Genomic DNA, 23,419 nt, shown 5'->3' with positions numbered 1-23,419 from the left:
TTAACTGTGCGCTCATCGAGCGATTTGAGCGCTATCTCCGCAGGTCAGCGGGATTTCTCCACCAGGGGTGCGACGACGCTCAAGGCGTCGGGCACTGCGCGGAACGTCATCGTGCTACGCAGCCCGAGATATTCGCCATCGATCTGAGTAGCTATCGGTGTGTCGCCCGCGTCCACCCGCAATGCGGCCACGTCGTCGTCGCGGATGAGCTGTTTGGCGCGCAGCTTCGGCCGTTTCGACAGCATCTGCCGGACCAGCCTCAGCGTGGGTAGAACCTTCATGCTGGTGGTCGCGAACACGCCCATGCCCGCCTCGAAGGTGGTGTCGGGGTTGGTCCACACGCATCGCTCGTCGGCGTAGGTCCACGGCGCGCAGTTCGAGACGAACACGAAATGCACCCCTTCGACCGGTGGCTCGTCGCCCAGTTGCAGGGTCAACGTCGGCGCGCGGCGGGTGGTGGCCAGTACCGCGGGGACCGCCGCACGGATATAGCGCAGCGGGGTGACGGCGTTGCCCTTCTCGCGTTCGGCTTCCACCGCGGCCACCACCTCGCCGTCGACCCCCATGCCGGCGTTGAGGACCGACCACCGCTCGCCGCAGTCGATGAGACCGATCCGGCGCCACGTGGGACGGCCCACGGGGGGATTGATCAACTCGATGAGCTGGTTGGTCGCGGCGATCGGGTCGGCTGCGATGCCCAGCGAACGGGCGAACACGTTGGCCGACCCGCCGGGTACCACCGCCACCGCGGGCAGGTGCGCCGGAGGAGGCGAGCCGGGTGTGCCGAGCAGGCCATTGACCACGCCATGCACGGTTCCGTCGCCGCCGTGCGCGATGACGAGGTCGATGCCGTCGCGGCACGCGGCCTGGCTGATCTCGATCGCATGGCCGCGATAGTCGGTGTGCACCACGGTCAGGTCCAGGCGGCTCTTCAGCGCGTGGGCAAGTAGGTCTCGGCCCGCCGGCGTGGTGGACGTGGCATTGGGGTTGACGATCAGCACGGCACGCACGGGATACGAGTCTATGGGCATCGAGGATGTGGGACCGGGTGGTTACGCTGGCGGCGTGAAAGCCGTCGCTGACTCACCGCGCGCTGTATGGGGCGCGGGCCTGATCGTTGCAGTGCAGGGCGTGGCCGCGCTGGCTGTCGCGGCGGTGTTGGTGCTGCGGGCATTTGCCGGCGCGGACCAGCATGACGCGAATGGCTACGGCACCGCGGCATGGTTCGCCTTCGTCGGTGCCGCCGTCTCGGCAGCCGGTTGGGCGCTGCTGCGGGGCCGACGGGTCGGGCGTGGCATAGCGGTGTTTGCCAATCTGCTGCTGCTGCCGGTCGCCTGGTATCTGGGGGTGGGCTCACACCGCTGGGGCTACGGCGTGGTGGTCGGCGCGGCGGCCGTTGCGGTGCTGGCGGCGTTGTTCAGTCCGGCGGCGCTGCGCTGGGCGGAACGGCGCCCATAGCCGACAGGATCGTGCGGAACTTCGTCACGGTTTCGGCCAGTTCCTCATCCGGGTCAGATTCGGCGACGATCCCGCCGCCGGCATGGGCCAGGGCTGATCGGCGGTCGGCGGACAGTTGCGCGCAGCGGATCGACACCACCCAGCGGCCGTCACCGCCGGCGTCGCACCAGCCGACCGCGCCGGCGTAAAAGCCCCGGTCGCCCTCCAGTTCGGTGATGAGGTCGACCGCAGCCGCCGTCGGTACCCCGCCGACCGCAGCCGTCGGGTGCAGAGCCAGAGCCAAATCCAGTGCAGTGAAGGAGGTGTCGCGCAGCCGGCCGGTGATCGGGGTGTTCAGGTGCCACACCGCGGAGGTACTGCTGAGCTGCGGCGCCGGCGCGATGTCGAGTTCGGTGCACAGTGGCTCGAGTGCGGCACGCAGTTGGTCGACGACCAGCTGATGCTCATGGCGGTTCTTGCCCGACTCGGCCAGTGCGGCGCCGTTGGCCGCGTCGACGGCGGGGTCCAGTGAGCGCGGCGCCGAGCCGGCGAAGGGCCGGCAGGTGACCCGGTCGCCGTCGCGGGCCACCAACAGCTCCGGGCTGGCGCCGACCAGGACGGAGCCGGCGTAGGCCGGCCCGGCCGCACTCAGGTCGACCAGATAGCCGTAGCCGCTCGGGTCGGCGGCGACCAACCGGTGCAGGAGTGTGTCGGCATCCAGCGGGGCATCGGCGGCCAGGCGCAGCCCGCGGGCCAGCACCACTTTGTGCAGGGATCCGTGCGGTGCGGTCAGTTCGTCGAGGGCTCGGCGGATCCGGGCGCGGTGCTCGTCGGGCTGCGGAATCTGCGCGACAACGTGGACCGCCGGCAGCACCGCGCCACGCGCGGGCGGCAGCTCCTCGTCGCGTCGCACCCCGCGTGGGACGAACAGTGCCGCAGCAGAATTCGGGTGGAACGGCAACGCGCCCACCACTATCGGTGCTTCGCCGCAGGACAGTGCGGCCTGGGCGGCGGCGACATCGGCGAACCCGGTTGTCATCGCGTCGGCCGACAGCGTCCCAGCGGGTCCGGAAAGCACGAACGTCGGTGTCGGCAACCTCAGGCTCCCGGTCCGGTCAACCCGAGTGCGACGAGCTGGCGCACCCCGTGCTCGAATCCGCAGACGGCCAGCGACGCCACGGTCATCCCGAACCGCGCTCCATCGGCCAACGGCAGCTCGAGCCAGCGGGTGATCACCGCCCGGGAGAAGTGGCCGTGGCCGACGAACACCACGTCACGCGAGGCGAGCTGCCGCAGCGCCAACGCAACCATCCGGTCGGCGCGGTCGCTGACCTGCGCCACCGACTCACCGCCGGCACTGCCGTGTGTCCAGATCAGCCAGTCGGATTCGGATTGGCGAATCTGTGCGGTGGTCAGCCCTTCGTAGCGGCCGTAGTCCCACTCGGCGAGGTCGCCAGAGATCTCATCGACGTGCAGTCCGGCCAGCTCGGCGGTCGTCTGGGTGCGGCGGCGCGGGCTGCAGATCACCAGCGGGTTGTCCAGCGCAAGCTTTGTCAGCGTCGCGCGGGCGGCGACGGCCTGGCGCCGCCCCACCTCGGTCAACTCCAGATCGGTGCGTCCAGTGTGCCGACCACTTTGGGACCACTCGGTTTCGCCGTGACGCAGCAGCAGAAGTCGGTGCTCCTCGATCCCCACGCCCGTCGATTCTGCCCGACGGCGGACACCGACCGGCGTTTGGTGCTCCCGCGGCGCAAGCCGTGCCAGTATGTCGGTGTGACGGGGATGCGGATCTTGGCGGTTGCCAACCAGAAAGGCGGCGTGGCCAAGACCACGACGGTGGCGTCGCTGGGTGCGGCGATGGCCGAGCTGGGCCGGCGGGTGCTGCTGGTCGACCTCGACCCACAGGGCTGCTTGACCTTCTCGCTGGGGCACGACCCCGACAAGCTGCCGGTATCGGTGCACGAGGTGCTGCTCGGCGAGGTGGAACCCAACACGGCACTGGTGCCGACCGACGAGGGAATGACCCTGCTGCCGGCCAACATCGACCTGGCCGGCGCCGAGGCGATGCTGCTGATGCGGGCCGGGCGCGAATACGCCCTGCAGCGGGCGCTGGCCAAGCTGGACGACGAGTTCGACGTGGTGGTCATCGACTGCCCGCCGTCACTGGGTGTGCTGACCCTCAATGGTCTGACCGCGGCCGGCGAGGTGATCGTGCCGCTGCAATGCGAGACCCTGGCGCACCGAGGCGTCGGCCAATTCCTGCGCACCGTCTCCGACGTCCAGCAGATCACCAACCCCAAGCTACGTCTGCTGGGCGCGCTGCCGACGCTCTACGACTCGCGCACCACCCATAGTCGCGACGTGTTGCTCGACATCGCCGACCGCTACGAGCTGCCGGTGCTGGCCCCGCCGATCCCGCGTACGGTGCGTTTCGCCGAGGCCAGCGCATCGGGCGCGTCGGTGATCGCGGGGCGCAAAAACAAGGGCGCGCAGGCCTATCGGCAGCTGGCCGAGGCGTTGCTCAAGTACTGGAAGAACGGCAAGACGCTGCCCACATTCACTCCCGAGGTCTAGCGCCCTTTCGCGCGAGCGTGCGCGTCTGTACGGCGACACGCCGGTTGGCGGCGTACGACTATGCACCCTCGCGCCGGTGGAGGAGCCGATGGATTCGGGCCGCCATCAGCCCAGCGCGACGATGGTGTCGCCGCGCTGCTCCAGCACCGTCGGACCCGACACCGCCGGAAACACCGTCGAGACCCCGGGTGGACGACCGACCGGGATGATCCGTTCGGCAGTGCCGGTGTTCTGGTCGAAAACGCCGACCCCGTCGGTCACCGGGATCAGCAGGCGACCGGCCATCGCCGCCGCCGGCCCCAGCGGAACCGCGGCGCCCGAGCGCGGGATGGTGTAGCGGTAGGTCAGGGTTCCGGAGTCGAACACCATCACGGCATCGCCGGTCCACCAGCAGATCAGCCCGGTGGGCCGCGACACCGGGAGTGCGGCGCTATCGGGGGTGGGCTTGGCGGGCAGCAGAGTCTTGGCGATCGTGCTGCCGGTCTGGTCGACGACCTCCACCCGGGGCTGTGGGGTGGGCAGATAGATCGCGGTGTTGGTGCCGGCGTCCGAGTCGGTCACCGCAAGCACCCGCGCGCCGGAGTCGGCGGTCACTCCGCGCTCGGCGATGTGCTGGGTCTCCGGCTCGTCTTCTTCCTTGCCCGCGCGCAGCAGGGTCAATTGCAGGTCTTCCTGGCCTGGGCAGGCTTCCAACACCGAGACCGCCGAGGAGGCCGCCGCCGCCGAGACCAGGGTGCAGCCCTGGCCGCGGCCACGTGCCGACGGTTTCACCCGGGCGTCGATCTCCCCGTAGGACAGCACGCGGACCAGGTCCGAACGCCACAGTTCCAGGCGGGTGGCGCCGACGGAGAGCACTGAACTGCCTTCGGAGGTGACCCGCACGGTCCGGTCGGCGTAGCTGGTTCGGGCCGGACCGCGCAGGCCGTCCGCGGCGACGATTGAGCTGACCTGACCGCAGCCGCGAGTATCGGGGTAGACCGCGACGGCATACCGGTAGATCCAGGAAACCCCGCACAGGTCGACGTCGCGCGAATAGCTCCAGCGTTCCTCCCCGGTGGCCGGGTCGCGCCCGCTCATCCTCGGGCCGTCGCCGGTGATCACCGTGCCGGAGACCAGCACCGGCGCCCAGGTGGCCGGACTGGCCGTCGTCCACAGCTGAGACAGCGCCACCGGCACCATCGCCGCCGATGGGGGATTGGTCGCCGAGTCCGATGCGGGCCGGCTGATCGTGGTGCGGGCATCGCTGGCCCACCAGATGACCACCCCGACGACGACGACTACGACTGCGATCAGCGCCGCCGCCACCAGATCGCCGGAGGTGCGCCGCTCGGGTCGCACCATCTGGGCGGCCTAGCTCAGCTGCCGTTCGCGGCAGCGGCCGCGGCCTTGTTGGGACGCCGACGGCGGCGACGACGCGGGGCACTGGGCCCGGTGGCGTCGGAGGAGGGGGCGGTGCCGGTCTCACCCGTTTCGACGGCCTGCTGAGCGCTGTCGGCCGCGCCCGCCTGACCGCCGCCCCGGGTGCGCCGCCGTGCCCGGGTGGTGTTGCGGGGTGCCCGCTGCCGGTCGGCGGCCGTCTCGCGGGTCTCGCCTTCGGGCCGCTTGGCCGGTGACCGGCGCGCCTGGCCGATGGAGCCGCCGGCCTCGGTGGGAATGTTCAGCTCGGTGAACAGGTGCGGAGAGCTGGAATAGGTCTCCGCCGGGTCCGGGCAGCACAGGTTGAGGGCCTTGTCGATCAGGGTCCAGCGAGCCAGCTCGTCCCAGTCGACCAAGGTGACGGCGACGCCGGTCTTACCGGCGCGGCCGGTGCGGCCGATGCGGTGCACGTAGGTCTTCTCATCGTCGGGGCACTGGTAGTTGATGACGTGAGTGACGTCGTCGATGTCGATGCCGCGGGCGGCCACATCGGTGGCCACCAGCACGTCGATGTCGCCGGTGCGGAACGCCTTGAGTGCCTTCTCGCGAGCCACCTGGTTGAGGTCACCATGCACCGCACCCACCTTGAACCCGCGCTCGTTCAGGTCGTCGGCGACCTTCTGGGCGGTCCGCTTGGTGCGGGTGAAGATCATCGTGGCGCCGCGACCGCGGGCCTGCAGCACCCGAGCCACCAGCTCGGCCTTGTCCAGCGCGTGCGCCCGGTAGACGAACTGCTCGGTGGCGTCGTGCACGGCCGAGGAGTGCGGCGCCTCGGCGCGGATGTGGGTCGGCTGGTTCATGAAGCTGCGGGCCAGCGTGATGATCGGGCCGGGCATGGTCGCGGAGAACAGCATGGACTGCCGGTCGTCGGGGATGCGGGCCAGGATGCGCTCGATGTCGGGCAAGAAGCCCAGGTCCAGCATTTCGTCGGCCTCGTCGAGCACCAACACGGCCAGGCCGCCCAGCTGCAGGTGTCCCTGCTGGGCCAGGTCGAGCAGCCGGCCCGGGGTGCCCACCACCACGTCGGCGCCGGCCTTCAGTGCTTCGATCTGCGGTTCGTAGGGCCGGCCGCCGTAAATGGCCTGCACCGACAGGGGACGGTCCCCGGCGGTCAGGTACTTGGCCGCGTCGGCCAGGTCGCCGGAGACCTGGATGCACAGCTCACGGGTGGGCACCACGACCAACGCGCGGGGCGCACCGGTCAGCGGTCGGTCCGGGCTGGTGGTGACCCGCTGCAGCAGCGGGATGCCGAAACCGTAGGTCTTGCCCATGCCCGTGCGGGCCTGGCCGATCAGGTCGTCGCCGGCCAGGGCCAGCGGCAGCGTCAGTTCCTGGATAGCGAAGGCGTGCTCGATACCGTCCTCGGCAAGTGCGCGGACGATCTCGTCGCGAACGCCCAGTTCGGCGAAGCTCGGAGGGGTAGTGGGGACGGTGGTGGAGATCAGTGGGGTCATGCGCGGGCAGATGCCTTTCGAAGTTGGCGCGGTATGTCAGTCGATCGCGGTGCGGGTCGGGGCGCACACACTGCGACGGTCGATACTTTGCCCATCATTCGAAGGCACCGCCGGGGGCCCTGCACTCGCCTAGTAGGCGGGCCAACCGCGTGTACGCACATTGCGCGGCAGCGCCGAATAGGCACTGCCTGGGGCTCATACTACCTGGTCGGGCCGGGCAGCGGTCTACCGCCGCGGAACGCCTACAGTGTGGTGATGAATTCGGTTCCCTCCGCCGACGCGGAAGCGCAGACTTCCCCGCCGCGGCTGTCCGCCGATCATCCCGGTGTCAACGAGCTTTTCGCGGTACTGGCTTACGGCGAGGTGGCCGCGTTCTACCGGCTCACCGACGAAGCCCGGATGGCGCCCGATCTGCGTGGCCGGATCTCGATGGCGGCGATGGCGGCCGCGGAGATGGGCCACTTCGAACTGCTCCGCGAAGCGCTTGAGCGCCGCGGTGTCGACGCGGTCGCGGCGATGTCGAAATACGCTAACGCCCTTGACAATTACCACCGGCTGACGATGCCCAGCACCTGGCTGGAGGCATTGGTCAAGACCTACATCGGCGACGCGATGGCCGCCGACTTCTACCTGCAGATCGCCGACGGACTTCCCGACGAGGTGGGCGACGTGGTGCGTGCGGTGCTCGCCGAGACCAAGCACTCGCAGTTCGTCGTCGACGAGGTGCGCGGCGCGGTCACGGCCAGCACCAAACAACGCAGCCGGCTCGCGTTGTGGTCGCGCCGCCTGCTCGGTGAGGCGATCACCCAGGCCCAGTACGTGTTGGCCGACCGCGACGAACTCGTCGATCTGGTGGTATCCGGAGCGGCCGGGTTGGCCCAGATGGCCGGGTTCTTCGACCGTCTCCAACACACCCACGACGAACGCATGCGCGAGCTGGGGTTGGCCTAGCGGCGATCGCGAGCGCGGCGGAGCCGGGCGAAGCGGGTCGCCGCCGTCAACGAAGCGGGTCGCCGCGATAATGTCAGCGGGTGACTGGCGGGCGTGCCCAGGACCTGCGTGACCTCGCGCGGCTGCGACGCGTTCGGGACCGGATCGACCGGGACTACGCCCAACCGCTGAACCTGGAAGCACTGGCTCGCGACGTTCACCTGTCCACGGGGCACTTGTCGCGACAATTCAAGCTCGCCTACGGCGAATCGCCTTACTCCTACCTGATGACCCGGCGGATCGAACGTGCGATGGCATTGCTGCGGTGCGGAGACATGAGCGTCACCGAGGTCTGTTTCGCGGTGGGCTGCTCCTCGCTGGGGACGTTCAGCACCCGCTTCACCGAACTTGTCGGGATGCCACCGAGCCGCTATCGGGCGGAGACCAGGCACCTCACCGCGGGCATCCCGTCGTGTTTGGAGAAGCAGGTCACCAGACCGATCAGGAATCGAGAAGCCCCGGCCGGCGCGCTGCACCTACCGTCACCGCTATGAACATCACCATTCACTCGAGTTTCCTGCCGCACGACGATCCGGAAGCCTCCGTCGCCTTCTACCGCGACGCGCTGGGCTTCGAGGTGCGTCTGGATGTCGGGAAAGGCAGGATGCGCTGGATCACGGTCGGTCCCCCCAATCAGCCCGACACCTCGATCGTCTTGTGTCCGCCGGCGGCCAACCCCGGGATCACCGACGCGGAGCGCCGCGTCATCGCCGAAATGATGGCCAAGGGGACCTACGGCACACTGCTGCTGGCCTCCGACGATCTTGACGGCGTCTTCAATCGGCTGCAGGCGACGGACGCCGAAGTGGTCCAAGAGCCGACGCAGCAGCCATATGGCGTGCGGGACTGCGCTTTCCGTGATCCCGCCGGCAACATGGTTCGCATTCAACAACGCTGAGAAGTCCGTTATCGCCGAGGGCGAACAGTCCGGTGCGCACCAACCGGGCGCCCGTCCACTAGCCTGCTTAGCAACGCCCAACGCAAACGAAAGGGGCCGGCGTGGAGGTCAAGATCGGGGTCACCGACAGCGCGCGCGAACTGGTGATCAACAGTGCGCAGACGCCCGATGAAGTCGAGAAGCTGGTCGGCGTCGCGTTGGGCAAGGGCGCGGAGAGCGCGGGACTGCTCTCCCTCACCGACGAAAAGGGCCGTCGCTACCTGGTGCAGGCCGCTAAGATCGCCTACGTGGAGATCGGCGTGGCCGACAGCCGCCGGGTCGGTTTCGGGATCGGTGCCGACGCTGCTACCGCGTAAGCGGCACGTGTGACAGACCGCCCCAGGCGAACGCCACCGTCCCGTCGACGGCGTCGTCCTTGGAGATCGGGCGGTCACTGTCCAGCCAGTACCGGGCGCAGTCGACGCTGATCGCGACCAACCCCACCGCGACCATCCGGGCGCGGTGCGGGTCCAGGCCGGAGTCACGGCTGACCAGGTCGAAAATCGCATCGATGCACGACTCGGTGGCCACCCGCACCTGGACCGCTACCTGCGGCTCGGCGACGTTGTCGTTCTCGAAGATCAGCCGGTAGCCCTGGCTGTCGTGCTCGATGAAGTCGAAGAATGCCTGCACCGCCGAACGCAACCGCTGGCGGTTGTCGGTGGTGGTCCGCAGTGCCTGACGGACACCGGAGACCAGGTTCTCCACGTGCCGGGCCAGCACCGCCAGGTACAGCTCCAGCTTCGACGCGAAGTGCTGGTAGAGGATTGGTTTGCTGACACCGGCCCGCTCGGCGATCTCATCCATGCCGGCAGCGTGGTAACCGCGTTCGACGAATACATCGCTGGCGGCGATCAGCAGCTGACCGCGTCGCTCGTCGCGGGGTAGCCGGCTGCCCCGACGGCCGCCCCCAGTCGACGCCTTGGCGGCGCTCGAGCGGCGGCCGGACGGCTGGGCGCCGTCCCGCTCTGCCGTGTCGATCGGTTTGCTCATCGACTCCTCAATCTGGTTCGGCCGGACGCCTGGGACTGGGTCCGCGACGGCCGGTGCGTGAGAGCGAGACTACGCGCTACACCCGTCACTTCCACCAGCGACATCCGCCAGTCCGGCATCGATCAGCATTTCGAAGTCCTCGCAGTGCCCTCCTGGCGTGCCGCAGAGTCCCAGCTCGCAGACCTTGTGCCATTCTGGGACGGTGACCTACGACCCGGGGCGAAGCGGCGGCGGTCGAGCCCCGGTGCTACGGGATCGTTTCCGCGAGCCCCTGCGCGCCCAGCGTGACCCGCTCGCGGCCGGTGCCGGGCGGCTGCGGTCCGACCGTGATGTGCACCGCCAGTGGCGCAAGCAGACGTGGCTGGGCAGGTTCGTGTCCACCTATGGTTGGCGCGCCTACGCGCTGCCGGTGCTCATGGCGCTCACCGTCGTGGTGGTGTATCAGACGGTGACCGGCACGGGAGTGCGCACCCAGGCCGCCGACGACACTGTTCAGGGCCCGCCGACGATCGGATCGGCCGGTACTTCGATCATCGGTGCGCCGCCGCGCGGCCTCACCGAGTTCGACGTCAACCTGCCGACCGGGGTGCTGCCCAACGGCGGCCCGTTCACCGAAGCCGGCGACATGTCCTGGCACGTCATACCGGGAACGGAGCCCGAATTCGGTCAGGGCACCGAGAAGGTGTTCGCCTACACCATCGAGGTGGAGAACGGCATCGACACCACCGCCTTCGGCGGTGACGAGGCGTTCGCCCGGATGGTCGACCAGACCCTGCGCAACCCCAAGGGCTGGACGCACACCCCGCAGATCGGGTTCGTGCGGGTCGACGGCAGCAGCCCGATCACCCCGGATTTCCGCATCTCGCTGACGTCGCCGATCACGGTCCGGGAGGGCTGCGGCTACGAGATTCCGCTGGAAGCGTCCTGCTACAACCCGTCCTACGGGGCAAAGTCGGAGCCGCGGGTGTTCGTCAACGAAGCCCGTTGGGTGCGCGGTGCCGTGCCCTTCCAGGGCGACATCGGGTCCTATCGCCAATACCTGATCAACCACGAGGTCGGTCACGCCATCGGCTATCAGCACCATGAGCCGTGCGACAAGCAGGACGGGCTGGCGCCGGTGATGATGCAGCAGACGTTCGGCACCTCCAACGACGACGCGGCGAAGTTCGACCCGGACTGGGTCAAGCCCGACGGAAAGACCTGCCGCTTCAACCCCTGGCCCTCGCCGATCGCCTGAGCCGGTCAGCTGCCGTGGGAAGGGTTCCCCGCGGTTTGTCGTTGCCCCCAGCAGCTGCTGTGATGGATTGGCGGACGCGACGTTGAGGAGATTGCCCGGTGCCGATATCACTGCCGCCGCTGGTGGAACCGGCCGGCGAGCTGACCAGGGATGAAGTGGCGCGCTACAGCCGTCACCTGATCATTCCCGACGTCGGCGTGCAGGGGCAGAAGCGACTCAAGAACGCCCGCGTGCTGGTGATCGGCGCCGGCGGACTGGGTGCGCCGACGCTGCTGTATCTGGCGGCCGCCGGCGTCGGCACCATCGGGATCGTCGACTTCGACGTCGTCGAAGAATCGAACCTGCAGCGCCAGGTCATCCACGGGATCTCCGACATCGGCCGCGCGAAAGCCGAAAGCGCCCGTGACTCGATCGCCGAGGTCAACCCGCTCGTACGGGTGCAGCTGCACCAGGTGCGGCTGGAGGCGTCCAACGCAGTCGAGCTGTTCGCGCAATACGACCTGATCCTGGACGGTACCGACAACTTCGCCACCCGCTACCTGGTCAACGACGCAGCGGTGTTGGCGCACAAGCCCTACATCTGGGGATCGATCTACCGCTTCGAGGGCCAGGTGTCGGTGTTCTGGGAGGACGCGCCGGCCGATGAGGACGGCAATGAGCGCGGCCTCAACTACCGCGACCTGTACCCCGAACCCCCGCCGCCGGGAATGGTGCCGTCGTGCGCCGAGGGCGGTGTGCTCGGGGTCCTGTGCGCCTCGATCGGGTCGGTGATGGGCACCGAAGCGATCAAGCTGATCACAGGTATCGGAGAACCGCTGCTCGGCCGGCTGATGATCTACGACGCCCTGGAGATGAGCTACCGCACCATTGCTATCCGCAAGGACCCCGCCACGCCGAAGATCACCGAGTTGATCGATTACGACGCGTTCTGCGGCGTGCTCTCCGAACAGGCCGCCGAAATGGCCGCCGGGTCAACGATCACCCCCGCCGAGCTGCGCGAGCTGCTGGACTCCGGTCAACCGTTGACGCTGATCGACGTGCGCGAGCCCGGAGAGTGGGCGATCAACCATATCGAGGGTGCGCAGTTGGTCCCGCAGTCGACGATCAACACCGGTGAGGGCCTGGCAAAGCTCCCGCAGGACCGAATGTCGGTGCTGTACTGCAAGACCGGTGTCCGTTCGGCGGAGGCCCTGGCCACCCTGAAGAAGGCCGGATTCGCCAATGCAGTGCATCTGCAGGGCGGAATTGTGGCGTGGGCCAAGCAGATGCAGCCCGACATGGTCATGTACTAGGCGCTAGAGACCCGGTGAAACCGCGCATAGGGCGGTGACCCGCCGCGCCCGGCTCCGCCGTGCTTGCGATCACCGCGGTTAGTCTTATCGCGTGACCATCGAGCCGCCGCCCGAACATGTGCTGGCGACGTTCGGTATTCGCAACGTTTCGCCCACTCCGCTCGGTGCCGGCTGGGAAGACGGCTGGAGGTGCGGGGAAGTTGTCCTGTCGATGGTCGCCGACCATGCCAGGGCCGCGTGGTCGGCGAAAGTACGCGAAACGCTGTTCGCTGACGGCATCCGCCTGGCCCGCCCGGTGCGCTCCACCGACGGACGTTATGTGGTGTCGGGTTGGCGAGCAGACACCTTCGTCGGTGGCAGCCCCGAGCCGCGCCACGACGAGGTGGTGTCGGCGGCGGTTCGGCTGCATGAAGCCACTTCCAAGTTGGAGCGGCCCCGTTTCCTGACCCAGGCGCCGGTGGCGCCCTGGGCCGATGTCGACGTGTTCATCGCCGCGGACCGGGCCGCCTGGGAGGAACGGCCGTTCGCCTCGTTGCAGGCCGGTGCCCGGCTGGCCCCGGGCTCGGTGGACGGTCAGCGGTCGATCGACCTGATCAACCAGCTGGCCACCTTGCGCAAACCCACCAAGAGTCCCAGCCAGCTGGTGCACGGCGACCTGTATGGCACGGTGCTGTTCTCCGGCGCCGCGGCGCCCGGCATCACCGACATCACGCCGTACTGGCGGCCGGCCTCGTGGGCTGCGGGGGTGGTAGTGGTGGATGCCCTGTCGTGGGGCGATGCCGACGATGGGCTCATCGAACGGTGGGAAACAATGCCCGAGTGGCCGCAGATGTTGCTGCGGGCGTTGATGTTCCGACTCGCAGTACATGCGCTGCATCCGCGCTCGACCGAGGAGGCGTTCCCCGGGCTGGCCCGCACGGCGGCGCTAGTGCGTCTGGCGCTCTAGCTTCTCGTTCCTCGTGTCTCGCCGAACGTGTACTCAGCACGGGATTTCGGCCGATTTTTCGGCCTGATTACACGTTCGCCGAAATGTGCCACCGTCAGAACCGGTGTCGCAGCGTGCGCAGATCCACTTTCCCGTCGACGGCCAGCACTCCCTCGGCGCGAAGGCGTTCCAGCTGCTCGGTGCGCAAGTGTGCCGCCGGCCGTCCCGACGCCGGGATCACTCGGTGCCAGGGCAGGTCGGTGCCGTCGATCCGCAGAATCCACCCCACGATGCGAGGACTGGAAAGCCCTGCCGCGGAAGCGACGTCGCCATAGGTGGTGACCCGGCCGGCCGGCACGCTGATGATCAGCGCGCGCACCAGCTCGACCTGTTCGTCGGTGACGGCCGCCACGGACTGCGCTCCTAGCGCCGGGCCAGCTGCGCGCGGATCACGGCGGCAGCCTCGGCGGGACGGGCCTGGTCGACCATGTGATTGCAGTCGAAGTCGACCAGCTGGAAGTTCGCGCCCAGCCGGTCCCGCAGACCAGCGATGAGCGCCGCTTCCACATACGGCGGCGAGGTCCGGGTGGCCCGCACCACGGTGGTCGGCGTTGATGTCGGCAGCACCACGGCGCGAGCCAACTCGCTCCAGTACGACATCACCGCGGGCACGCTGATCCGCCACCCGAAGCGGCCCGAGGGCAGCGCGATCAGATGCTCGTCGAGTTCGACGTCGAGCAGGCCGGGATCCACGTCGGACCACGCTCCGTTTTCCTTCTCGGCCCGCGCCTGCGCGGCATCGGGGTAGTCGGGGGAGGCCAGCATCGCTGCGGCGATCCTGGCCATCCACTCGCCGTCCAGGCCGATCGCCGGATCGAGCAGGATCAACGCATCGACCAGATCGGGCCGCGCCGCGGCCAGATGCAGCGCTATTGCCCCGCCGAAGGAATGTGCGACCACCGGGACCGGGCCGTGCGCGGTGCCCTCCAGCAACGCCGCCAGCGCCTCGACGTTCGCGTCGATGCTCCACGGGGCCGCCCACGACGAGTGTCCATGGCCGATCAGGTCCGGCGCGGCGACGGCGATGTCGGGCAGTTGCTCGGCCACGTAGCGCCAGCGCGCCCCGTGACCGGTCAGCCCGTGGACTGCCAGCAGCCCCACTGGTCCGTCCGGCCCGTAGCGGTGCACATGCAGTCGATGATCGGGATTCACCCGTCGATGGTGCCAGCCGCGCCCTCACTTGTCGGAGGGCAGTGCTCTTATAGGCGGCATGCCACAGGATTGGGGATCGCCCACCGCGCAGGTCGCCGCGGCTCTCGATCCGCGTGCGCGTGGCGTTCTGCAGGTACGTGGGGGGCCGGGCACCGGCAAGACCAGCCTGCTGGTGGAGGTGGCCACCGCCCACGTCTCCGCGGGTGTGGACACGAATTCGGTGCTGCTGCTGACCGGGTCGGGCCGGCTTCCCGCGGCGGACCGTGGCGCGCTGACCGCGACGTTGCTGGCGGCCGGGGGGCCCGCGGCGGGCCGGGCGATCCGGGAACCGCTGGTGCGCACCGTGCACGGCTACGCCTTCGCGGTGCTCCAGCGCGCCGCCCGGCGGGCCGAGGCCACCCCGCCGCGGCTGGTCACCGGGGCCGAGCAGGACAGCGTGATCCGTGAACTGCTCGCCGGGGACGGTGCCGGCGCCTGGCCGCCGTCGTTGCACGCGGCACTGGCCACCGACGGCTTCGCCACCGAACTGCGCGACTTGATGGCACGCTGCGCCGAACGCGGTGTGGACCCGGCCGAACTGACCAGGCTGGGTAGGCGCTGCCGCCGCCCGGAGTGGACCGCCGCGGGCCGGTTCGCCCAGCAGTACGAGCAGGTGATGCTGCTACGTGCCGCGGTCGGTACCGCGGCGCCCCAGGCGACCACGCCGGCGCTGGGCGCCGCGGAATTGGTCGGGGCGGCGCTGGAGGCATTCGCGACCGACCCGGATCTGCTCATCGAGGAACGCAGCCGGATCCGGTTGCTCTTGGTCGACGACGCGCAGCAACTCGACCCGCAGGCGGCCCGGTTGGTGCGGGTGCTGGCCGCCGGTGTGCAGCGGACGGTGATCGCGGGCGACCCCGATCAGGCAGTGTTCGGATTCCGTGGCGCTGAACCCACCGTCCTGTTGGCCGACGACGCGCAACCCGGCGGGGCCACTGTCCCCGTACTGACGCTGACGACGTCGCACCGCTGCGCGCCGGCGGTGGCCCGGACTATCAGCGCCGTCGCCGGGCGGCTGCCCGGCACCAACCCCACCCGCCGGATCGAGGGCACCGGACCCGACGCCGGGGCGGTGAGTGTGCGTACGGCGGCCACCAGCCACGCCGAGGCAGCCCTGATCGCCGACACCTTGCGGCGCGCGCACCTGATCGATGGGGTGCCGTGGTCGCAGATGGCGGTGATCGTCCGGTCCGTGCCGCGGGCGGCCGCGCGTCTACCGCGCACCCTGGCCGCCGCCGGCATCCCGGTCACGCTGCCGGCCAGCGGTGGATTGTTGGCTGAACAGCCCGCGGTGGCCGCCCTTCTCACGGTGCTGGAGTGCACCGCTGACGCGGTGGACGGTGCTCGGGCGCTGGCGTTGCTCAGTGGGCCGATCGGGCGGGTGGACCCGATCTCGCTGCGGCAGCTGCAACGCACCCTGCGCCGCGGTACGGTCGGACTGCAATCGCCGCATGAACCCGGCGACCGCCTCGCGGCGGTGCTCACCGGTGCGCCCGGTGAGCTGCCGGCCGCGCACACTCGCGCGCTGCGCAGGGTTCGGGCGGTGCTGCAGGCCGCGGCCCGCAGCCACGCCGACGGCCGCGATCCGCACCACACGCTGTGGCAGGCCTGGAATCGCTCAGGGCTGCAACAACGTTGGCTGTCGGCCGCCGAGCGCGGCGGTCCGTCCGGCGCCCAAGCCGGTCGGGATCTGGACGCGGTGACCGCACTGTTCGACCTCGCCGAGCAGTACGTGGCGCGCACCGCCGGCGCCACCGTGACCGGGCTGGTCGAGTACGTCACCGCCATGCAGTTGGCTGCGCCGCGCCCCGATACCGTGACGGGCACCGAGGCGGTGGGTGTGCTCAGTGCGCACGCCGCGCTCGGGCGCGAATGGGATCTGGTGGTCATCGCCGGCGTCCAGGAAGGACTGTGGCCCAACACCGTTCCACGCGGCGGTGTGCTGGGAACCCAGCGGCTGCTGGACACCCTGCAGGGCTTCGGGGAAGAGGTCTCGGCCCGTGCCCCGCTGCTTGCCGAGGAGCGACGGCTGCTGGTGGCGGCGCTGGGTCGGGCCCGGCGCCGGCTGCTGATCACCGCTGTCGACGGCGACGGGGGCAGCGGTGCCGAGGAGCAGATCCCGTCGGAGTTCTTCGCCGAACTCACGGCCTGCGCCACCGGCGAGGTGACAACGGCACCGGCTGCACCGGTGTTTCCCCCGCCGGTGCTGTCCGCGGCCGGATTGGTGGGCCGACTGCGCGCCGTGGTCTGCGCACCGGAGGCAGTGGTAAGCGAATCCGAACGCGCCGACGCAGCAACGCAATTGGCGCGGCTTGCCCGGGCAGGGGTGCCCGGCGCCGACCCGCAGAGCTGGTACGGCACGGCACCGCTGAGCACCGAGGAGCCGCTGTGGCACCCCGGCGGCGGACCGGTCACCCTGTCGCCGTCGGCGCTGCAGAGCCTGTTGGACTGCCCGCTGCGCTGGTTGGCCGAACGCCACGGCGGAACCGACGGCCGCGACCTGCGCTCGACGATCGGATCGGTGATACACGCGCTGGTCGCGGAATCAGCTGGCAGCCCGCAGGAACTGCTCGCCGAGTTGGACCGCGCCTGGAAGCGGCTGCCGTTCGCATCGCAGTGGTACTCGGCCAACGAACACGACCGGCATCGCGCCATCATCGAGACTTTCCTGGCATGGCGGGCGCAAACCCGTGGCGAGCTCACCGAAGTCGGCACGGAGGTCGCCTTCGACGGAGTGATCGACGCCGGTGATGACGGGGTGCGGCTGCGCGGCCGGATCGACCGGGTCGAACGCGACGCCGCCGGCCGGCTGGTAGTGGTTGACGTCAAGACCGCGAAGACCCCGGCCAGCAAGGACGACGCACAACAGCACGCACAGCTGGCGGTCTACCAACTGGCGGTCGAAGCCGGGCTCATCGGGCCCGACGAGCAACCCGGTGGCGCCCGCCTGGTCTATCCCGCCAAACCCGGAACGGTCGGCGCCACCGAACGCGAACAGGACCCCCTCACGCCCGACACCGGTGGGCAATGGCGGGAGCGGATCGGGCAGGCGGCCGCGGCCACCGCCGGGCCGCAGTTCACCGCCCGCGTCAACGACGGCTGCCGGCACTGCCCGGTCCGGCCGATCTGCCCCGCCCACAACGGCGGGTGCGGGGGATGAGGAACCACTACGACCCCGCCGAACTGGCGGCCGCGCTCGGGTTACACCAACCCACCGAAGAGCAGGCCGCGGTCATCGCCGCCCCGCCGGGTCCCCTGGTGGTGATCGCCGGCGCGGGCGCCGGCAAGACCGAGACGATGGCCGCCCGGGTGGTGTGGCTGGTTGCCAACGGCTATGCCCACCCCGGCCAGGTCCTGGGACTGACCTTTACCCGCAAGGCGGCCGGCCAACTGCTGCGCCGGGTTCGATCCCGGCTGGCGCGCTTGGCCGGCGCGGGACTGGTGGCGGCCGAACCGAACCAGCCCGGCGGTTCGGTGAGGCTCGACGGCGCCCCGGCGACAACACCTGTTGTGAGCACCTACCACGCCTTCGCCGGCGCGCTGCTGTGTGAGCACGGGCTGTTGCTCGGAATCGAGCCCGACACCCGGCTACTCACCGAGACCGGGTTGTGGCAGTTGGCGTTCGATGTGGTCTGCGGTTATCCCGGGGAATTGCACACCGACCGGGATCCCGCCGCCGTCACCGCGATGGTGTTGCGGCTGGCCGGGCAGCTGGCCGAACACCTGGTGGACACCGACGCCCTGCGCCACACCCACCTGGAATTGGAGCGGTTGGTGCACACCCTGCCGCCGGGCCCGCGCCAGCGCGCCGAACCCACCCAGTCGCTGCTCAAGATGCTCGACACCCAGACCGAACGTGCCGAGCTGGTGCCGCTGATCGACGCCTTACACCAACGCATGCGGGCGGAACGGGCCATGGACTTCGGGGCACAGATGGCCACGGCCGCTCGGCTGGCGCAATCCAACGAGGTCGTCGGCGCGCGGTTGCGCGCCACCTATCGGGTGGTGCTGCTCGACGAGTATCAGGACACCGGTCATGCCCAGCGCATCGCCTTGTCGTCGCTGTTCGGCGGCGGCGCCGACGATGGCCTGGCGTTGACCGCGGTGGGCGACCCGATCCAGTCGATCTACGGCTGGCGCGGCGCCTCGGCAACCAACCTGCCCCGATTCGCCACCGACTTCCCCCTGTCCGACGGCAGTCCGGCACCCACCCTGGAGCTGCGGACCAGCTGGCGCAACCCGCCGGAAGTGCTGCAACTGGCCAACGAGATCTCCGCCGAGGCACGTCAGCGCTCCGTCACGGTGCAATCGCTGCGGCCGCGCCCCGCCGCGCCCCCCGGTGACGTGCGGGTCGCGCTGCTGTCCGACGTAATCGCCGAGGACGAGTGGGTCGCCGAGGCATTGCAGCGGTGCTACCGGCAAGCCGATGCCGACGGCGTGCCCCCGCCCACGGCCGCTGTGCTGGTGCGGCGCAACGCCGATGCCGCGCCGCTGGCCGAGGCGATCCGCGCCCGAGGTATCCCGGTGGAGGTGGTGGGGCTGGCCGGACTGCTGTCGGTGCCGGAGGTTGCCGATCTGGTGGCGATGCTGCGACTGATCCAGGAGCCCACCGCCGGCGCCGCGGCGATGCGGGTGTTGACCGGCCCACGATGGCGGCTCGGCGCCGCCGACCTGGCCGCGCTGTGGCGGCGCGCCGCCGAGCTGGCCCGGCCCGAACAGTCGACCGCGCCGGTCTCGGCTGCCGAGATCGCTGCGTCGGCCGGGCCCGATTCCGACACCGCGTGTCTGGCCGACGCGCTCGCCGATCCCGGACCGGCAGAGCGCTATTCGACCGTCGGATACCGGCGCATCGGCACCCTTGCCGAGGAACTGACCCTGCTGCGCGGGCACCTGTGGCATCCGCTGCCCGACTTGGTCGCCGAGGTACGTCGGGTGCTCGGCCTGGACTGCGAGGTACTCGCCGCGCAGCCGGTGGCGGCAAGTGCGGCCGGCACCGAACAGCTGGACGCTTTCGCCGACGTGGTGGCCGGTTATGCGGACGGCGCCGGGGCTCCCGCCGCTCTGCCAGGTCTGCTGGGTTATCTGGACGCCGCCGCCGTGGTGGAGAACGGGCTGGCGCCGGCCGCACCGGCGGTTTCTGCCGACCGCGTCCAGATCCTCACCGTGCATGCCGCCAAGGGGCTGGAATGGCAGGTGGTGGCGGTACCGCACCTAGTGGCGCGGGTTTTCCCGTCGACCGCATCGCGACGCAGCTGGCTCTCCGATGCCGCCGAACTGCCGCCGCTGCTGCGCGGCGACCGGGCCCAGCCCGGCGTTTCAGGGAGGCTCGACGGAGGAGAGGCGAAGCTGGGACCGGGCGATCACGGCATCCCGCTGCTCGACACCGACGCGGTCACGAACCGAAAGCAGTTGTCCGACGCCATCTCCGAACATCAGCGCCGCCTGGACCAGCGGCGGGTCGACGAAGAGCGCCGGCTGCTCTATGTCGCAGTCACCCGCGCCGAGGACACCCTGCTGGTCTCTGGCCACCACTGGGGCCAGGGCGAGACAAAGCCGCGCGGCCCGTCGGACTTCCTCACCGAGATCAAGGCGGTGATCGACAGCTCGGCTGAGGCCGGGACTCCGTGTGGGATGGTCGAGCACTGGGCGCATGCGCCGGCCGATGGAGAGAAAAACCCGTTGTCCGACAACGTAAACGAAGGAACCTGGCCAGCCGACCCGCTGACCGGCCGGCGCGGTGATGTCGAGCGCGGGGCCGCACTGGTCGCCGCACAGTTGCAGGCCGGCGAGCCCCAGGACGGCGCGGCCTCGGTCAGTCCGTGGGCCGCCGATGTCGACGCGCTGTTGGCAGAGCGAGCCACGACCGCGACGCAGCAGGCGCGCACCCTGCCCACCCAGCTCTCGGTGAGCGGCCTGGTGGAGTTGAGCCGCGACCCCGCCGGTGCAGGCCAGCGCCTGAGTCGCCGGCTTCCGGCCCGGCCGGACCCGCATGCGTTGTTGGGCACTGCCTTTCACGACTGGGTCCAGCGACTCTATGGTGCCGAGCGGCTTTTCGAGCTCGAAGATCTGCCCGGTGCGGCCGACGCCGACACCGCCCGCGCCGATGCGCAGGAGCTGGCACGTCTGCAGGCGGCTTTCCTGGAATCGCCGTGGGCAGCTCGCACTCCCACCGCCGTCGAGGTGCCGTTCGAGATGGCCATCGGCAGCCGGGTGGTGCGCGGCCGGATCGACGCGGTGTTCGCCGAACGCGACGGTGGCGTCACCGTGGTGGACTGGAAGACCGGTGCGCCGCCCGATGGGCCCGAGGCACGCCGGCACGCCGCCGTGCAGCTCGGCGTCTACCGATTGGCCTGGGCCGCGCTGACCGGCTGCCCGGAATCGCGGGTGCGAGCCGCCTTCCACTACGTGCGCACCGGGACCACCGTCGTCGCCGAAGAACTGCCCGAACTGGCTGAGCTCGCCGCGCTGCTCAACAGCTGAGGACACGTGTGGTTACAGTGGGTCCGTGCGTCAGGTGCGACCGATGACCGCCCGTCGTGGCGGGAGCTAGCTGGCGGCGGTTGCGTCGTCTCGACGAGACGCTGACCGCCCAACCCAGTCACGCGCTTGTCGGGGTGCTGCGCATCCCTCATGGGCAATACAGCCCCGGTCGCATCGTCTACCGGCGCACCGCCATTGCACTGGCGGCGCTGCTGGTGTCCACGCTGCTGGTCTACGTCGACCGCGACGGCTACCAGGACGTGCAAGGCGACCGGCTGAGCTTCCTGGACTGCCTGTATTACTCGGCGGTGACGCTGTCGACAACCGGGTACGGCGACATCACCCCGGTCACCGAGTTCGCCCGCATGATCAACGTCGCGATCATCACGCCGCTGCGGATCGCCTTCCTGATCTTGCTGGTCGGAACCACCGTGGAGGCGTTTACCGAGACTTCCCAGCAGGCATTCCGCATTCAGCGTTGGAGGAAAAGAGTGCGCGACCACACCATCGTCATCGGATACGGAACCAAGGGAAAGACCGCGATCGCCGCGATGCTCGGCGACGACGAGACCACCCCCAGCGACATCGTCGTGGTGGACAACGACCGGGCCGTGCTCGAGCGCGCCAAGAGCGCCGGGCTGGTGACGGTCGACGGCGACGCGACCAGATCGGACGTACTGCGGCTGGCCAGCGCCCAGCGTGCATCGGCCATCGTGGTGGCCACCGGCTCGGATGCCACCGCCGCATTGGTCACCTTGACAGCCCGCGAGATTGCGCCACAGGCCACCATCGTGGCGGCCATTCGGGAAGCCGAGAACCAGCATCTGCTGGAACAGTCCGGCGCCAACTCGGTGGTGGTGTCCTCCGAGACCGCCGGACGGCTGCTCGGCATCGCCACCACCACCCCCAACGTGGTCGAGATCATCGAGGACCTGCTCACCCCGGACGCCGGCTACGCCATCGCCGAACGCGAGGTGGAACAGCAGGAAGTCGGCGGATCGGCCAAACACCTCAACGAGATCGTGCTCGCCTTGGTCCGCGAGGGGCGGCTGCTGCGCCTGGATGCACCGGAGGTCGATGCCATCGAGGCCGGCGACCGGTTGCTCTACGTGCGTACGGTGACCAACCAGTGACGATCACAAGCGTGGCGAAGCCGGACGCGGCGAGTCGGCAAGGGGTGCAATGATGGGCAACTTCCAGCTGCGCCAGGTGCCCCTGCTCTCGCGGGTCGGGGCGGATCGCGCCGACCAGTTGCGGACCGACACCGACGCGGCCGTCGCCGGGTGGTCGTCTGCCGCGCTACTGCGGGTCGATCCCCGCAACCAGGTCTTGGTCGCGGCCGGCCGGGTGGTGCTGCAAGAGGCTCGTGAGCTGGGCGATACACCGCCATCGGATGCGGTGTTTCTGGGCCGCGTCGAGGACGGTCGCCACGTCTGGGCCGTCCGCGGCGCGCTGCAGGCCCCGGCCGGTGCCGACGTGTCGGTGCTGGACATCCGTGCCACCGGCGACATCTTCGACGACGTCAGCGCCCAATTGGTGTCGTCGGCCATAGCGCTGCTGAATTGGCATGACAATGCCAGGTTTTCGGCCGTCGACGGCACGCCGACCAAGCCGGTGCGCAGCGGCTGGGCGCGAGCCAATCCGGTCAGTGGCGTCGAGGAGTTCCCGCGCATCGACCCGGCGGTGATCTGCCTGGTGCACGACGGCGACGACCGTGTGGTGCTGGCCCGCCAGCACAACTGGCCGGTCCGGATGTTCTCGCTGCTGGCGGGCTTCGTCGAGGCCGGCGAGTCGTTCGAGACCTGCGTGGTCCGTGAGGTTCACGAAGAGGTCGGGCTGACCGTGCGCGATGTGACCTATCTGGGCAGCCAGCCGTGGCCGTTCCCGCGGTCGCTGATGGTCGGCTTTCACGCCGTCGCCGACCCGGGCCAGACCTTCGTGTTCAGCGACGGCGAGATCACCGAGGCGGCCTGGTTCACCCGTGACGAGGTGCGGGCCGCGCTGTCCGCGGGGGCGTGGAACAGCGGCGACCCGGACGCCAAACTGCTGCTGCCCGGGTCGATCTCGATCGCTCGGACGATCATCGAGTCGTGGGCCGAATCGACCTGACGGGCCTACCCGCCCAGGCGCTCCAGCTTCGCCTTGACCTCACGCCCGGTCGGGTTCGTAAGCGTCGAGCCGTCGGCGAAGCGCAGCGTCGGCACCGTGCGGTTGCCACCGTTGGCTGAGCTGACGAATTCCGCCGCCGTCGGGTCCAACTCGATGTCGATCTCCTCGTAGTCGATCTCGAGCTTCTTCAACGACGCTTTGAGCTGCCGGCAGTAGCCACACCATTGGGTCGTGTACATGACGAGCTGGTTCATAACTCCCCAAACCTAATAGGTCACCCGATGATTCCCGAATCGGCGTCCGGGGCCGTCGGGGGTGCCTGCC

22 protein-coding genes are annotated in these 23,419 nt (G+C 69.7%); 13 read left to right on the top strand and 9 right to left on the bottom strand.

What is annotated here, in order from left to right:
• Nucleotides 1–44: 44 nt before the first annotated feature.
• The gene (locus ACKY0W_RS15540; RefSeq protein WP_409434798.1) at nt 45–1,010 is read right to left on the bottom strand and encodes a diacylglycerol/lipid kinase family protein; all 966 of its coding nucleotides are present in this window, start codon (nt 1,008–1,010) and stop codon (nt 45–47) included.
• Nucleotides 1,011–1,023: 13 nt separating this feature from the next.
• Here ACKY0W_RS15540 and ACKY0W_RS15535 point away from each other — a divergent pair, with 13 nt between their 5' ends.
• Nucleotides 1,024–1,458, top strand: a complete 435-nt coding sequence (locus ACKY0W_RS15535) for a hypothetical protein (RefSeq protein WP_409434797.1) — start codon at nt 1,024–1,026, stop codon at nt 1,456–1,458.
• Here the strand turns inward: ACKY0W_RS15535 and ACKY0W_RS15530 are convergent.
• Nucleotides 1,418–2,476, bottom strand: coding sequence for an isochorismate synthase MenF (locus tag ACKY0W_RS15530; RefSeq protein WP_409437803.1), 1,059 nt, complete (start codon nt 2,474–2,476; stop codon nt 1,418–1,420). The two genes, ACKY0W_RS15535 and ACKY0W_RS15530, sit on opposite strands and share 41 nt — an antisense overlap.
• A gap of 59 nt (nt 2,477–2,535) precedes the next feature.
• Nucleotides 2,536–3,132: an acid phosphatase gene (locus ACKY0W_RS15525; protein ID WP_409434796.1), complete on the bottom strand. Its 597-nt coding sequence runs from the start codon at nt 3,130–3,132 to the stop codon at nt 2,536–2,538.
• Nucleotides 3,133–3,210: 78 nt separating this feature from the next.
• Between ACKY0W_RS15525 and ACKY0W_RS15520 the strand changes: the two genes are divergently transcribed.
• Nucleotides 3,211–4,011 (top strand): ParA family protein, encoded by an 801-nt coding sequence (locus ACKY0W_RS15520; RefSeq protein WP_409434795.1) that lies wholly within the window; start codon nt 3,211–3,213, stop codon nt 4,009–4,011.
• A gap of 105 nt (nt 4,012–4,116) precedes the next feature.
• Here the strand turns inward: ACKY0W_RS15520 and ACKY0W_RS15515 are convergent, their stop codons facing one another.
• Nucleotides 4,117–5,352 (bottom strand): hypothetical protein, encoded by a 1,236-nt coding sequence (locus tag ACKY0W_RS15515; protein WP_409434794.1) that lies wholly within the window; start codon nt 5,350–5,352, stop codon nt 4,117–4,119.
• 14 nt (nt 5,353–5,366) lie between these two features.
• Nucleotides 5,367–6,869 (bottom strand): DEAD/DEAH box helicase, encoded by a 1,503-nt coding sequence (locus ACKY0W_RS15510; RefSeq protein ID WP_409437802.1) that lies wholly within the window; start codon nt 6,867–6,869, stop codon nt 5,367–5,369.
• A 267-nt stretch (nt 6,870–7,136) separates the two neighbouring features.
• Here ACKY0W_RS15510 and ACKY0W_RS15505 point away from each other — a divergent pair, with 267 nt between their 5' ends.
• The 4 genes from ACKY0W_RS15505 (at nt 7,137) to ACKY0W_RS15490 (ending at nt 9,125) form a co-directional block, all read left to right on the top strand.
• Nucleotides 7,137–7,832, top strand: a complete 696-nt coding sequence (locus tag ACKY0W_RS15505; protein WP_409434793.1) for a ferritin-like fold-containing protein — start codon at nt 7,137–7,139, stop codon at nt 7,830–7,832.
• Between the two features lie 80 nt (nt 7,833–7,912).
• On the top strand, nt 7,913–8,365 hold the full coding sequence (locus ACKY0W_RS15500; RefSeq protein ID WP_409434792.1) for a helix-turn-helix transcriptional regulator: 453 nt from the start codon (nt 7,913–7,915) through the stop codon (nt 8,363–8,365).
• On the top strand, nt 8,362–8,769 hold the full coding sequence (locus ACKY0W_RS15495) for a VOC family protein (protein ID WP_409434791.1): 408 nt from the start codon (nt 8,362–8,364) through the stop codon (nt 8,767–8,769). Before ACKY0W_RS15500 ends, ACKY0W_RS15495 begins: the two co-directional genes overlap by 4 nt.
• A gap of 101 nt (nt 8,770–8,870) precedes the next feature.
• Complete coding sequence (locus ACKY0W_RS15490; RefSeq protein ID WP_409434790.1) at nt 8,871–9,125, top strand: DUF3107 domain-containing protein; 255 nt, start codon at nt 8,871–8,873, stop codon at nt 9,123–9,125.
• Here ACKY0W_RS15490 and ACKY0W_RS15485 read toward each other — a convergent pair.
• Nucleotides 9,115–9,801 carry a TetR/AcrR family transcriptional regulator gene (locus tag ACKY0W_RS15485; protein ID WP_409434789.1) on the bottom strand — a complete coding sequence of 229 codons (687 nt, stop codon included), beginning with the start codon at nt 9,799–9,801 and terminating at the stop codon, nt 9,115–9,117. The genes ACKY0W_RS15490 and ACKY0W_RS15485 overlap by 11 nt on opposite strands.
• 202 nt (nt 9,802–10,003) lie before the next feature.
• On the opposite strand from ACKY0W_RS15485, the gene ACKY0W_RS15480 reads away from it, so the two are divergent.
• The 3 genes from ACKY0W_RS15480 to ACKY0W_RS15470 all read left to right on the top strand — a co-directional run bounded on the left by ACKY0W_RS15480 (nt 10,004) and on the right by ACKY0W_RS15470 (nt 13,276).
• The gene (locus ACKY0W_RS15480; protein WP_409434788.1) at nt 10,004–11,038 is read left to right on the top strand and encodes a DUF3152 domain-containing protein; all 1,035 of its coding nucleotides are present in this window, start codon (nt 10,004–10,006) and stop codon (nt 11,036–11,038) included.
• Between the two features lie 98 nt (nt 11,039–11,136).
• Nucleotides 11,137–12,330: an adenylyltransferase/sulfurtransferase MoeZ gene (moeZ, locus tag ACKY0W_RS15475; protein WP_409434787.1), complete on the top strand. Its 1,194-nt coding sequence runs from the start codon at nt 11,137–11,139 to the stop codon at nt 12,328–12,330.
• 91 nt (nt 12,331–12,421) lie between these two features.
• A complete protein-coding gene (locus ACKY0W_RS15470) occupies nt 12,422–13,276 on the top strand; it encodes a TIGR02569 family protein (RefSeq protein ID WP_406758185.1) in 855 nt (284 codons plus the stop codon).
• Between the two features lie 94 nt (nt 13,277–13,370).
• On the opposite strand, the gene ACKY0W_RS15465 is transcribed toward ACKY0W_RS15470, so the two are convergent.
• Both ACKY0W_RS15465 and ACKY0W_RS15460 read right to left on the bottom strand, forming a co-directional pair.
• On the bottom strand, nt 13,371–13,667 hold the full coding sequence (locus ACKY0W_RS15465; protein WP_409434786.1) for an MGMT family protein: 297 nt from the start codon (nt 13,665–13,667) through the stop codon (nt 13,371–13,373).
• 11 nt (nt 13,668–13,678) lie between these two features.
• Complete coding sequence (locus ACKY0W_RS15460; protein ID WP_409434785.1) at nt 13,679–14,467, bottom strand: alpha/beta fold hydrolase; 789 nt, start codon at nt 14,465–14,467, stop codon at nt 13,679–13,681.
• Nucleotides 14,468–14,525: 58 nt separating this feature from the next.
• Between ACKY0W_RS15460 and ACKY0W_RS15455 the strand changes: the two genes are divergently transcribed.
• From ACKY0W_RS15455 to nudC, 4 genes are read left to right on the top strand one after another with little or no spacing between them, the layout of a single operon-like run.
• Complete coding sequence (locus ACKY0W_RS15455) at nt 14,526–17,666, top strand: ATP-dependent helicase (protein ID WP_409434784.1); 3,141 nt, start codon at nt 14,526–14,528, stop codon at nt 17,664–17,666.
• Nucleotides 17,663–20,986: an ATP-dependent helicase gene (locus ACKY0W_RS15450; RefSeq protein WP_409434783.1), complete on the top strand. Its 3,324-nt coding sequence runs from the start codon at nt 17,663–17,665 to the stop codon at nt 20,984–20,986. Before ACKY0W_RS15455 ends, ACKY0W_RS15450 begins: the two co-directional genes overlap by 4 nt.
• A gap of 56 nt (nt 20,987–21,042) precedes the next feature.
• A complete protein-coding gene (locus tag ACKY0W_RS15445) occupies nt 21,043–22,119 on the top strand; it encodes a potassium channel family protein (RefSeq protein ID WP_409434782.1) in 1,077 nt (358 codons plus the stop codon).
• 52 nt (nt 22,120–22,171) lie between these two features.
• Nucleotides 22,172–23,095 (top strand): NAD(+) diphosphatase, encoded by a 924-nt coding sequence (gene nudC, locus ACKY0W_RS15440; protein WP_409434781.1) that lies wholly within the window; start codon nt 22,172–22,174, stop codon nt 23,093–23,095.
• A 5-nt stretch (nt 23,096–23,100) separates the two neighbouring features.
• Here the strand turns inward: nudC and ACKY0W_RS15435 are convergent, their stop codons facing one another.
• A complete protein-coding gene (locus ACKY0W_RS15435) occupies nt 23,101–23,349 on the bottom strand; it encodes a mycoredoxin (protein ID WP_024443678.1) in 249 nt (82 codons plus the stop codon).
• Nucleotides 23,350–23,419 lie beyond the last annotated feature (70 nt).

This window comes from Mycobacterium sp. SMC-14, assembly GCF_046250075.1.
Lineage (GTDB): Bacteria > Actinomycetota > Actinomycetes > Mycobacteriales > Mycobacteriaceae > Mycobacterium.
Note: the sequence above shows the minus strand (reverse complement) of the source record. Positions and strands in the feature narration are given on the sequence as shown.